Origin of the sequence: Rhodococcus sp. 06-418-5 (genome assembly GCF_002258285.1) — a bacterium.
In the GTDB taxonomy this organism is placed as follows: domain Bacteria; phylum Actinomycetota; class Actinomycetes; order Mycobacteriales; family Mycobacteriaceae; genus Rhodococcoides.
This window is the reverse complement of record NZ_NOYE01000009.1, coordinates 1-12,142: the sequence shown is the minus strand read 5'-3', so window position 1 is coordinate 12,142 and position 12,142 is coordinate 1. Positions and strand designations below refer to the sequence as shown.

Annotated in this window: 9 protein-coding genes; 6 read left to right on the top strand and 3 right to left on the bottom strand. The window is 65.4% G+C overall.

All coding sequences use genetic code 11. The features are described from left to right. Positions 1–64: 64 nt before the first annotated feature. A complete protein-coding gene (locus tag CH274_RS04010; protein ID WP_032396083.1) occupies positions 65–721 on the bottom strand; it encodes a hypothetical protein in 657 nt (218 codons plus the stop codon). Positions 722–1,300: 579 nt separating this feature from the next. On the opposite strand from CH274_RS04010, the gene CH274_RS04005 reads away from it, so the two are divergent. From CH274_RS04005 to CH274_RS03995, 3 genes are all read left to right on the top strand, one after another. Next, entirely contained in the window at positions 1,301–4,579 is a 3,279-nt protein-coding gene (locus tag CH274_RS04005) for a (Fe-S)-binding protein (RefSeq protein ID WP_094656831.1), read from the top strand. 171 nt (positions 4,580–4,750) lie between these two features. After that, on the top strand, positions 4,751–5,770 hold the full coding sequence (locus CH274_RS04000; protein WP_256993477.1) for a type IV toxin-antitoxin system AbiEi family antitoxin domain-containing protein: 1,020 nt from the start codon (positions 4,751–4,753) through the stop codon (positions 5,768–5,770). An 89-nt stretch (positions 5,771–5,859) separates the two neighbouring features. Beyond that, a complete protein-coding gene (locus CH274_RS03995; protein WP_032396085.1) occupies positions 5,860–6,129 on the top strand; it encodes a hypothetical protein in 270 nt (89 codons plus the stop codon). Here the strand turns inward: CH274_RS03995 and CH274_RS03990 are convergent. Continuing rightward, the gene (locus tag CH274_RS03990; protein WP_094656934.1) at positions 6,122–8,035 is read right to left on the bottom strand and encodes a dipeptidyl-peptidase 5; all 1,914 of its coding nucleotides are present in this window, start codon (positions 8,033–8,035) and stop codon (positions 6,122–6,124) included. The two genes, CH274_RS03995 and CH274_RS03990, sit on opposite strands and share 8 nt — an antisense overlap. 101 nt (positions 8,036–8,136) lie before the next feature. Here CH274_RS03990 and CH274_RS03985 point away from each other — a divergent pair, with 101 nt between their 5' ends. Continuing rightward, positions 8,137–8,364 carry a DUF3263 domain-containing protein gene (locus tag CH274_RS03985; RefSeq protein ID WP_094656830.1) on the top strand — a complete coding sequence of 76 codons (228 nt, stop codon included), beginning with the start codon at positions 8,137–8,139 and terminating at the stop codon, positions 8,362–8,364. Between the two features lie 7 nt (positions 8,365–8,371). Here the strand turns inward: CH274_RS03985 and CH274_RS03980 are convergent, their stop codons facing one another. Beyond that, complete coding sequence (locus tag CH274_RS03980; protein WP_094656933.1) at positions 8,372–9,076, bottom strand: SOS response-associated peptidase; 705 nt, start codon at positions 9,074–9,076, stop codon at positions 8,372–8,374. Between the two features lie 101 nt (positions 9,077–9,177). On the opposite strand from CH274_RS03980, the gene CH274_RS03975 reads away from it, so the two are divergent. Beyond that, positions 9,178–10,428, top strand: a complete 1,251-nt coding sequence (locus CH274_RS03975) for a pyridoxal phosphate-dependent aminotransferase (RefSeq protein ID WP_094656829.1) — start codon at positions 9,178–9,180, stop codon at positions 10,426–10,428. A 215-nt stretch (positions 10,429–10,643) separates the two neighbouring features. Further along, entirely contained in the window at positions 10,644–12,002 is a 1,359-nt protein-coding gene (locus tag CH274_RS03970; protein WP_094656828.1) for a YibE/F family protein, read from the top strand. Positions 12,003–12,142 lie beyond the last annotated feature (140 nt).

The window sequence follows — 12,142 nt, the reverse complement described above, 5'->3', positions numbered from 1 at the left end:
CGAAAGAAACAGGGCCCGCACTCTCGGTGAGAGTGCGGGCCCTGCTCGGCGTATGGGCTGAAGGCTACTTGGCCCAGACCGTGGTGCCCGGTGCCGCGTTCAGCGTGTTGATCAGGTCGATACCGGCAACGACGAGAGTGGGACCGCCGGCGATGATCGTGCCCGCGATGCCGCCCACCGTTGCACCGAGCGGTACCGACGCCAAGCCGACGGGTCCGCCCAGGAAACCGAGTCCACCGACAACAGCACCGATGGCTGTACCCGTGAAGCCACCGATCGCGGTCGCGATACCGAGCTGCGACGAGAAGTTCTGCTGCGCCTTGAGGTTCTCCTCGGGCGAGGCGACGGTCGTCGCGCCGATGCTGCGCGAGTTGGCCGATGCCTTCGTGAAGTCGAGGTTCGGAACCAGACGCAGGGTCTTGCCGTTGTCGTCGACGTTCTGCTCGTAGGGGAAGTTGAGTCCGCCGAGGTTGAACGAGAGCGGAAGCGTCACGAGGGTGTTGTCGGCGGCGTCGAGGACGTCGACCGTCTTGCCGTCGTCGGCGACCTTGAAGACGCCTGCATCGATGGTGGTGACGATCGTGCGATCTTCGAGGTCGACGGTGTAGTTGGTGTCACCGGGGGCTGTTTCCTCGGCGGGCTGCGCGTACGCGGTTCCGCTGGCCAGGCCCATCGCGACTGCGACGAGGGCCGATGTGACGGCCAGTTTGCGAAGTTTCATGTGGAGTTCAGTTCCGTTTCTGTGCAGTGGGTGCTTGGCAGTTCCGCTAGGCAACCGTCAAACGCAAAGTCACCCCGATGACGCGTCTGAGACTTGTGGTGCGCTCGAAATTGTAGCGTACAAATCGGACCGATCGTTGTCCTTCTGAAACCGCCCCGACCTCCACCACTTGTTCACTGTCACAGTCGGATTCGCCGCCTGTGCAGCATCGGCATACGTGAACTCCATCGAAGTCGCTGCAATCTGTCGTAGCCCCCGAGACTGGAGCGCAACCAGTACTCGGCGTCGGTTTCCGCTGGATACCGATACGGCGACTCCCCGCCAAGTAAGGACTGCCTTTGCGAGAACACCTCGACGGCATACGCATACGGTGATCTGCGAGACAACCTACTGACGAGTTCAGCCCACCCGTCGGACGGCCTCATTTGCGCACCAACCAGCATCGCTTCACCCGGCGATGCTAAGTTACCCATCAGTACAGCGGAATTACTACTGGCGAGTAACATAGACCGGAATCCAGCTCGACGGGCTGAACCCGCGGTAGCCCTCCAGCTGCCACCTTTAGCGAAAGGCCGCGACATGAACGCCCTGACGATCACGTTGGGCACAGTCGGTGCTCTGCTCAGCCTCGTGTGTTGGTACGTCTTCATTCGCGGGGGCCTGCGGATGTTCAACATCGTGCGACTGGGCCAGCCGGCACCCGACCGCTGGCGACCGATAGTCCCTCGCTTCAAGCAGATGGTCGTCGAGTTCCTGGCTCACACCAAGATGGTCAAGTTCCGCACCGTCGGCTGGGCACACTGGCTGGTCATGATCGGCTTCATGCTCGGTGCCATCGTCTGGTTCGAGGCCTACGGCCAGACGTTCAACCCCGAGTTCCACTGGCCCATTGTCGGTGACACCGCGGCCTACCACCTCATCGACGAGCTGCTCGGACTCGGCACCGTCATCGGCATCACCACGCTGATCATCATTCGCCAGCTCAACCACCCGCGTAAGCCCGAGCGTCAGTCGCGCTTCGCCGGCTCCGGGTTCAAGGCCGCCTACTTCGTCGAGGCCGTCGTGCTCATCGAGGGCCTGGGCATGGTGTTCGTCAAGGCGGGCAAGATCGCCACCTACGGACACTCGAACCCGTACACCGACTTCTTCACGATGCGCTTGGCCGAGCTCCTGCCGGCCAACTCGAACATGGTCTCGGTGTTCGCCTTCATCAAGCTGATGTCCGGCATGATCTGGCTCTACATCGTCGGCTCGCGCATCAACTGGGGTGTCGCGTGGCACCGCTTCACCGCGTTCCCCAACATCTACTTCAAGCGCATGGACGACGGCACCGTCGCACTCGGGCCGGCCAAGCCGATGATGTCCGGCGGCAAGGTCCTCGAGATGGAAGAGGCCGACCCCGACGTCGACGCGTTCGGCGCAGGCAAGATCGAGGACTTCAGCTGGAAGGGCTGGCTCGACTTCACCACGTGCACCGAGTGCGGCCGCTGCCAGTCGCAGTGCCCCGCTTGGAACACCGGCAAGCCCCTCTCCCCCAAGCTGCTGATCATGTCGCTGCGCGACCACAGCCACGCCAAGGCCCCGTACCTGCTGGCCGGCGGCAAGAAGGACATGGCCGGCGACGAGGTCGGACTCGTCGACGCCGAGGGCAACGTCGATCAGAAGGCGCTCGACGCCATCCCGCAGAACGCTCGTGACGAAGCCGATCGCAAGCTCGTCGCCGACGCCATCGAGGGCGGCATCATCGATCCCGAGGTGCTGTGGAGCTGCACCACCTGCGGTGCGTGCGTCGAGCAGTGCCCGGTGGACATCGAGCACGTCGACCACATCATCGACATGCGCCGCTACCAGGTGCTGATCGAATCGGAGTTCCCGTCCGAGCTCGCAGGTCTGTTCAAGAACCTCGAGAACAAGGGCAACCCGTGGGGCCAGAACTCCAAGGACCGGCTCAACTGGATCAACGAGATGGACTTCGACATCCCGGTCTTCGGCCAGGACGCCGATTCGTTCCAGGACTACGAGTACCTCTTCTGGGTCGGCTGCGCCGGTGCCTACGAGGACCGCGCGAAGAAGACCACCAAGGCCGTCGCCGAGCTGCTCGCCACCGCAGGCGTGAAGTTCCTGGTGCTCGGTGCCGACGAGACCTGCACCGGTGACTCCGCTCGCCGCGCAGGCAACGAATTCCTGTTCCAGCAGCTCGCCATGCAGAACATCGAGACGCTGAACAACGTCTTCGAGGGTGTCGAGCAGAACAAGCGCAAGATCGTCGTCACCTGCGCCCACTGCTTCAACGCACTCGGCAACGAGTACCCGCAGGTCGGCGGCGACTACGAGGTGGTCCACCACACCCAGCTGCTCAACCGACTCGTGCGGCAGAAGAAGCTGATCCCGGTGGCCTCGGTCAGCCAGGACATCACCTACCACGACCCGTGCTACCTGGGCCGTCACAACAAGGTGTACGACGCCCCGCGTGAGCTCATGGCGGCGTCGGGCTCCAACCTCAAGGAGATGCCGCGTCACGGTGAGCGGTCCATGTGCTGTGGTGCCGGTGGCGCACGCATGTGGATGGAAGAGAACATCGGCAAGCGCATCAACATCGACCGGGTCGACGAGGCACTGGCGACCAACCCCAAGAAGATCGCCACGGGTTGCCCGTTCTGCCGCGTCATGCTCACCGACGGTGTCACCGCACGTCAGGAAGGCGGCGCACACGAGGGCGTCGAGGTCGTCGACGTCGCACAGTTGATGCTCGAGTCGATCACCCGCGTCGAGTCCTCGGTGCTGGCCGAGAACATCAAGGTCATCCCCCGCGAGCGCACTCCTCAGGAGGAGCTGGCAACGGAGAATGCCGCCGAGGTCGAAGAGGCCGAGCGGATCGCACCCGTCGAGGAACCGGCCGAGGCGAAGTCCGCTCCGGCAGCTCCGGCTCCCAAGGCCGGCGGACTGAAGATGAAGGGTCTGGCCAAGGCTCCGGGAGCCAAGGCACCCGGTTCCGCTGCACCGGCCGACAGTGCCGACGCAGAACCCGCCGCCAAGCCCAAGGGTCTCGGCATGGCCGGCGGCAAGGCACCCGGCGGCAAGGGCCTGCAGATGAAGGGCAAGGCACCCGGCGCGAAGGCGGCTGCACCTGCACCTGCCGAGACTCCCGCGGCGGCCGAAGCACCTGCCACCGCAGAGACCTCGGAGTCGACTCCGTCGGTCAAGCCCAAGGGTCTGGCCGTGAAGTCGGGCTTCAAGAAGCCGGGCGCCAAGGCACCGGGTAAGCCTGCCGAAGCCCCTACTGCCGAGGCCACGGCGTCGGAGGCACCCGCCACCGAGGCTGCAACCGAATCCAAGCCGACCGTCCAGCCCAAGGGTCTGGCCGTGAAATCCGGATTCAAGAAGCCGGGCGCCAAGGCACCGGGTAAGCCTGCTGCCGAAGCGCCTGCTGCTGAGGCTCCCGAGTCCGAGGCTCCTACTGCCGAGGCGACGGCGTCGGCGGCATCCGCCACCGAGGCCGCAACCGAATCCAAGCCGACCGTCCAGCCCAAGGGCCTGGCCGTGAAGTCCGGATTCAAGAAGCCGGGCGCACGCACGCCCGGTGCGGCCGCCGCGACACCCGTCGAGCCGAAGACTGCAGAGCCCGAGAAGGCCGAGCCGACCGAGGAAGCCGCTGCACCCGAGGCACCGAAGGCCGAGGCACCGAAGGCCGAGGCACCGGCACCAGAGGCACCGGAGGCCGAGGCACCGGCAGCAGAGGCACCGAAGGCCGAGGCGTCGGACGCAGCGGGTGAATCCGACGATCGCACTCCGCCCAAGCCGAAGGCCGGTGGACTCGGATTCGCTCCGGGGGCAAAGGTTCCGGGTCGCCGGAAGTAACTTCACACCCTTTTCACCGACTGCGCGCCCTTGCTCACCTCAGAGCAGGGGCGCGCAGTCGTCAGTAAGGGTGTGAGGTCCACTCCTACGAGTTATCCACAGGCACACCGGTTATCCACAATCTGCCGAGTGGGGGTTGTCGAAAGCGATTGCGCCCGAGAGCATTCGTTCATGACCCGCATCGTCTCGCGATCCGACGCACTCTCCCGCGGCATTTCCGACGCAGAGTTGCAGCGCTACTGCCGAACGCGAGCGTGGCGTCGACTCCGTCCAGGACGGTTCGTCAGCAGAGACGAATTCGACGCACTGCCCAGGGAAGACAAGCATCGGGTCATCGCCGAGGCGGTGTTCGACGCGACCATCGCTCCCGATGCCGTGGTCAGCCATGTGAGCGCAGCGATATTCCATGGTCTCGACGTGTGGAATGCCGACCTGAGCCGGGTGCACATCACCCGCAATCGTGCCCGGGGCGGCGGTCGTAGCAGTGCCGTTCGAGCAGTGCACACCTCGCCGTACACCGACGAAGAGATCGTCGACCTCGGCGGTGTGCGTGTCACCGGTCCGGCGCGCACGGTTGCCGATTGCGCTCGCACGCTTCCGTTCGAGACGGCCGTCTGCATCGCGGACTTCGCTGCGAGAACCCGCGGGATCACCTCCGAAGATGTTGTCGCAGCGCTGGATTCATGTCCGAACCATCCAGGCAACCGGATGGCGCGCCGAGTCGCGGAATTCATGGACGGCCGGTCCGAGAGTGTCGGGGAGTCACGTGCCCGAGTAGTGCTGCATCAGCTGGGCTACACACCGCAGCTGCGGGTGCCGATCACGGACTCCCGCGGTTTCGTCGGGCGCGTGGATTTCGATCTGCCCGACCTCGAGACCGTTGTCGAATTCGACGGCAAGGTTAAGTACGGACGCTACGTGCCCGAAGGGAAGTCTGCGGCCGATGTGTTGTGGGACGAGAAGCGTCGCGAGGATCGCATTCGCGCAACCGGCCGCCAGATGGTGCGCATCGCCTGGTCGGATCTCGATCACCCCGAGCTCGTCGATCGGATGATCCGCGACGCTGCCGACAGAGCCGCACGAGGCAACGTAGGCAACCTGGGCAACCTGGGCAACCGAGCGACCCTTCTATCGACCGCGCGCCCCTCGTCGCGTCGAAACAGGGGCGCGCACCCTGCACAAGCGGTGTGAGGTTGCCGAGCACCCCCCTCGAAAGTGCCCGAATCGGACACCGTGAGTATGGTCGGACCCGAAGGCGTACCGACAAGTAGGGAGCAGGCATGACCGACGACGCGGACAAGCTCTTTCGCCGCTACGACGAGTGGTGGACGGCGTTGACCCCCGACGACCGAGCACACGTCGAGCAGTGCTGCGAGTCCGGCCGCACCGACGAGCGCCTCTGTGCCCTCATCCTCGAGAACGACGGCCCGTCCAAGGCAGCGTTCGAGGTGGGCAGCAGGTTGTCCGAGGGCAACAGCAAGTACTGCGCCATCCCCAGCGCGCTCCTCGAATTTCTGGAAGCGAAGCGCGCGCACCCACCACTCAGCTAGCGGGACGCCACAACTGCAGCTCCGGGATTCCGGGCGGAGTGAAGCCCATCACCTGGCCGTAGAAGGACAGTTCTGATTCCCGCGCGTTCACCTGCGTTTCCAGTTTGCGGAATCCGTGCGACTCGCCCGCATAGGCCAGGTAGGCGTGCGGAATTCCCTTCTTCACCATGGCATCTCGGAACCGCTCGGCCTGCGACGGCGGCACGATCGGATCGTCGAGCCCCTGCAACAACAGCACCGGGCAGGACAGTCCGTCGACGTTGTTGACCGGCGCGCGGGTGCGGTACAGGTCGATTGCCTCGGGCAGAGGTCCGATGAGCCCGTCGATGTAGCGGGACTCGAAGTCGTGGGTCTCGGCGACGAACAGCTCCAGCTCGGCGACGCCGAAGTACGATGCACCGCAAGCGAACACGTCGGAAGACGTCAGCGCGGCCAACACCGTCCAACCCCCTGCGGACCCGCCTTCGATGGCCAACCGGCGTGGGTCGGCGAGCCCGCTGTCGGCCAGACCCTGCACCGCGGCGATGGTGTCTTCGACGTCGACCACTCCCCACTGCCCGCGCAGCCGGTTGCGGTATTCGCGGCCGTATCCACTCGACCCGCCGTAGTTCACATCGACGACGCCGATGCCGCGGCTGGTGAAGTAGGCGAACAACGGGTTCAGAGCAGGGGCGACGTGCGCTGTCGGGCCGCCGTGAACGAACGCGACGTACGGCGGCAGTTCACCGTCCAAGCCCTCGTACGACGGGTTGCGCGGCGCGTAGGTGATGGCGTGCACCTCACGGTTTGGCCCCTGGAATGTCACCTGACGTCCCTCGGGCAGGTATGCGCTGTCGGGTACGGATTCGAAACCCGAACGTACCGAGGTCAATTCGCCGGATTCCAGGTCGAGGGCGAACAACCCCGCTGCCACCCTGGCTCCACCGCACTTGAGGAGCACCGTCGACCCGGCGCGCCCACCGAGCCCCACCGAGGTCACACCGTCGAGCGTGATGTCCTCCAGTGCCCCGGAGGCAGGATCGAGCACCGCCAACGTGTCGGTGCCGACGGTGCGCACGGTGAGCAGCTTCCCGTCGTCCAGCACCGAATACCAGATCGACCCCAACCGCCACAGCGGAGCCCCGAAGTCGGCGTCGAGCGTCACCAGCGGAGTCACCGAACCGTCGAGCGTGACCGAATACAGGTTCCACCAACCACTTCGATCGCTGATGACGTACAGCGATTCGTCGTCGATCCATTCCGGCTGCATCACCGATTCCTCGGTCGAACCGAGCAGCACCGTCCAGGACGACGGATCGGCCAGCGAAGCCACGCGCAATTCGGTTCCGTCCCAGGGCATCTGCGGATGGTTCCAGGCGATCCAGGCAATGCGGGTGCCGTCGGGCGAGAGTCTCGGGAACGCAAGGAAGTCCGAGCCCGCCACCAGCGAACGCACCCCACCGCCGCCGAGATCGATGGCCACGATGTCTCGTGACACCGCGCCTGCGTCGTGCATCTCACGAACTGCGATCACGTCGGTGCCGACCACCGAGAGATCGCCGTACCGAATGGCCGACGCCACAGCAGGTTTCGGAGTCAGCGGTACCGGTGCCCCGCCGGGGGTGAGTCGGTAGACGCGTTGATCGGAGAACTCGGCGAACACCAGGTCTCCGTCTGCCGTCGCGGTCCAGGCTCCCCCGCCGTATTCGTGGACGCGGGTGCGGGCGTTGAACGGTGCGGGCAGAATGGGCTGCACTTCGCCGTCGACATAGCGGCAGATGGCCGTCCTGCCCTGCTCGGCGGGCCGCAGTTCCGACCACCAGATCTCGCTGCCGACGAAGCAACCACCCTCGACGGGGTGGCCCGCCGAGGACAGATCTGCTGCGGTGATGGGCGAGGGCCAGGATCCGAAGGCGAGTGCGGTCACCCCGACCACCCTAGTGAACTGACGCGCACGTAACGCAGTGTTCACCGGCTCTTCAACCGTGACCCGGATGATGGGAGGCAAGTAATACGAGGGGGAACACCATGCGCCGGACCACTACCCATTCGGTGGACCACGAGATTCTGACATTCGGCCGAACCTGGCGTGGGTACGGCGGTGGCAGCGACGAGGACATCTACGTGGCATTCGGCGTCGACGCGCGTACCTACTTCCAGCGACTGCGTCGCATACTGGATTCGCCGGTCGCCGAGGAGCTGACGCCGGACGAACGGGCCGCGATCGCCGACATCTGCCGGTTGCGACTCGGCTGAGCCACCCCTACACCGGCGTCAAGAGCTCCGGGCTGTTGTTCTTCACGCTGTTCACCGCGGTACTCACCTCGTAGGGCTCGAGCCGTGGTTCCGGGATCGCGGCCAACAGGTCTCGCACGTCACCGAGGTCCGTCACCGCAGGGTCGAGCCAACTCGCGCGCAGATCCGGCGGGAGCACGACGGGCGAGCGATCGTGGATGTGGCCGAGCGCGTCGGCGGCAGGCGAGGTGAGCACGGTGACCGACCAGACCCAACGTGCTTCGTCGTCCTCGGCCTTGGTGGGGTCTCGCCACAGCTCGTACAACCCGGCCATCGCGAGCACGCCGTCCTGGTGCAAGAAGTACGGCACCTTCGCTCCGTCGCGCTTCTCCCACTCGTAGTACCCGTCGGCAGGGACGATGCATCGCCGACGGCTTGCCGCCTTCTTGAACGACGGCTTCTCGGTGATGGTCTCGGATCTGGCGTTGATCAGTCGGGAACCGATTTTCGCGTCCTTTGCCCACGACGGAATCAGGCCCCACCGCGCCGACCGCAGTTGCCGCACGGCGTCGGCCTCGGGTTCGTCCTTCGGCGACCGTTCGAGCACTGTCCGCACCGTCTGCGTGGGGGCCACGTTGTACGACGGTGGCACCTCCGCACCGACGGTCTCGGCGATGTCGAACACCGCCTGCAGGTCGCTGTCACTCCGGGTACTGGCATACCGTCCGCACATGGAACGAGATTGTTCCACCCGGCACCGACAACGCGCTCGAACAACCCCGCGCGAAACAACCTCGTGGAAACCGATACCGCCCACCTGGCACGATGTGACGGGTGACCACTCCGCAGATCCACTCCCAGCCGCGTTATCGCACGTTGCAGCAATCGACCAAGCTGCAGAACGTGCTGTACGAGATCCGCGGACCGGTACACGCCCATGCCGCCCGGCTCGAGGCCGAGGGGCATCGCATCCTCAAGCTCAACATCGGCAATCCGGCACCGTTCGGATTCGAGGCCCCCGACGTGATCGTTCGGGACATGATCGCGGCGCTGCCGGTGGCCCAGGGGTACTCGGAGTCCAAGGGCATCCTGTCGGCGCGACGGGCCATCGTGACGCGCTACGAGCTCGAACCGGGTTTCCCCGAGCTCGACGTCGACGACATCTATCTGGGCAACGGAGTCTCCGAGCTCATCACGATGACGATGCAGGCGTTGCTCGACGACGGTGACGAGGTCTTGATCCCGGCCCCGGACTACCCGCTGTGGACGGCGATGACGACGCTGTCCGGTGGCAAGGCCGTGCACTACATGTGCGACGAGGAGAACGGGTGGAATCCCGATCTGGCGGACATCGAGTCCAAGATCACCCCGAAGACCGTCGCACTGCTGGTGATCAACCCGAACAATCCGACCGGCGCGGTGTACTCGAAAGAGGTACTGCAAGGCCTCGTCGATCTGGCGCGCAAGCACCAGCTGCTGTTGCTCGCCGACGAGATCTACGACCGGATCCTCTACGACGACGCAGAGCACACCTCGCTGGCGAGCCTGGCTCCCGACCTGCTGTGCCTGACGTACAACGGCCTGTCCAAGGCGTATCGGGTGGCCGGGTACCGCGCCGGATGGCTGGCGATCACCGGACCGAAGGCCCACGCCGCAGGTTTCATCGAGGGCATCGACCTCCTCGCGTCGACGCGACTGTGCCCCAATGTGCCTGCGCAACATGCCATTCAGGTCGCACTCGGCGGATATCAGAGTATCGAGGATCTGATCCTGCCCGGCGGCCGACTGCTCGAGCAGCGCGACGTCGCGTGGGAGAAGCTCAACGCGATCCACGGCGTCTCGTGCGTCAAACCGCGGGGTGCACTCTATGCGTTCCCGCGACTCGATCCCGAAGTCCACGAGATCTACGACGACGAGAAGCTCGTCCAGGATCTGCTGCTGCAGGAGAAGATCCTGGTGGTTCAGGGCACCGGATTCAACTGGCCCGGCCACGATCACGTGCGCATCGTCACGCTGCCGTGGGCACGAGATCTGGCCGTGGCAATCGAGAGGTTCGGCAATTTCCTCGCGTCGTACAAGCAGTGAGACACGAAGTTACCGAAAAGTAGTTGAAAGTGATGCACAAAACATCGGGGCGATCCCGCCTGAACGACGAATGATCTGTACATTGGCGGACGGCACTTCGGTGCCCGCGAGCCCTGGTCGTACCCCTCCCCCCCGGGTCGGTCAGGTGGTGGCGGGGGACGCCCCCCCCTGCTCCCCGCCACCGAGCTCCTCGCATCGGCCACTAGCCTGACACCGTGGAATCACACGGCAGTCCTTCCGACGGCAGTAAACCGAGCCTCGGATCTCATGTGGGTCATGGTCACGGTCACGGCCACAGCGACTCACCGGTGCCGTTGGGACCGGTGGCGGCCAAGGTGGTCGTCGGACTGCTGGTCGCCATAGCCATCGCCGTGATCGGCGGGGCCGTCGCTCTGTGGCCCAGCCAGCAGAGCATCGACATCCCGCTGCCGTTCCAGACCGCAGGCGGTGGCGCGGTGTCCACCGAGGCAGGCACCATCACCTCGCAGAGCATCGGGCCGTGCGGAAGTCCCGACGCAGGCCGGGCGTTCACCGGCGACCCGACGCCTGCGGTCAACGACTCGTACGAATGTCAGCGCAGCATCGTCGACATCACCACCGGTGCCGACGCAGGCAAGCGCACGGTACTCGAGATCGCGCCCGGGCCCGGCCAACCGAGCCTGAGCGCCGGTGAGGACATCCGGCTGGTCGTACAGACCGACCCCGCCGGTGGAGTCCGCTACTCCTTCAACGACTACTCCCGCGGACTGCCGCTGGCGCTGATCGTCGGCGTGTTCGCCGTGGTCATCTGCGTCGTCGCGCGCTGGCGGGGATTCCGTGCACTGGTCGGGCTGCTCATCGCGTTCGCCGTGCTGGTGGTGTTCATGCTGCCCGCCCTGCTCGACGGTGCACCCGCCATTCCGGTCGCCCTCGTCGCCGGGGCGGTGATCCTCTACGCCGTGCTGTATCTGGCGCACGGGGTGAATCTGCGCACCAGCTCGGCGCTGCTGGGCACTCTGACCTCCATGGCGGTGGCGGCGGTGCTGTCCTACATCGCCATCCGTATGACCCACCTGACCGGGTTGTCCGAGGAACAGAACACCGCCGTACAGACGTACATCGGCAACGTCAGCGTCACCGGCCTGCTGTTGGCAGGCTTCATCATCGGCTCGCTCGGAGTGCTCAACGACGTGACGATCACGCAGGCCTCGGCCGCCTTCGAGCTCGCCTCGGTGGACGAGACGGCGTCGCGGCGCGAGATCTTCACCGCCACGATGCGGGTGGGGCGTGACCACATCGCCAGCACGGTCTACACGCTCGTGCTCGCCTATGCCGGTGGCGCGCTGCCGCTGCTGCTGCTCTTCAGCGTCGCCGACCGGTCCATCCAGGACGTACTCACCGGCGATTCGGTGGCCATCGAGATCGTTCGGTCCGCGGTGGGCGGTGTGGCGCTGGCGTTGTCGGTTCCGCTGACCACAGCGATCGCTGTGCTGTTGGCGCGGCCGATCACCGTCGTGGGAACCTCGAACCGAGCAGAGCGCCGGGCCGCGGTACCTACCCGCAAGACCCGGCGCTCCGGCCGCCACAGTGCGTAGAGCGGCTTCGCCCCATGTGAGCAGAAGTTCGTAGTGGGCTACGTGTTGAGTCCGGAGACATATGAGACACGAGATGTCCAGGGACATGTGACACACGGGCTGTGGTGATACTGCGGGGCACTGTGACCGGCTATGGAGTA

Coding starts and splice junctions, on each gene's coding strand:
- CH274_RS03985 (WP_094656830.1), top strand. CDS start 8,137: ATGCGCCGGACCACTACCCATTCGGTGGACCACGAGATTCTGACATTC.
- CH274_RS04005 (WP_094656831.1), top strand. CDS start 1,301: ATGAACGCCCTGACGATCACGTTGGGCACAGTCGGTGCTCTGCTCAGC.
- CH274_RS03980 (WP_094656933.1), bottom strand. CDS start 9,076: ATGTGCGGACGGTATGCCAGTACCCGGAGTGACAGCGACCTGCAGGCG.
- CH274_RS03995 (WP_032396085.1), top strand. CDS start 5,860: ATGACCGACGACGCGGACAAGCTCTTTCGCCGCTACGACGAGTGGTGG.
- CH274_RS04010 (WP_032396083.1), bottom strand. CDS start 721: ATGAAACTTCGCAAACTGGCCGTCACATCGGCCCTCGTCGCAGTCGCG.
- CH274_RS04000 (WP_256993477.1), top strand. CDS start 4,751: ATGACCCGCATCGTCTCGCGATCCGACGCACTCTCCCGCGGCATTTCC.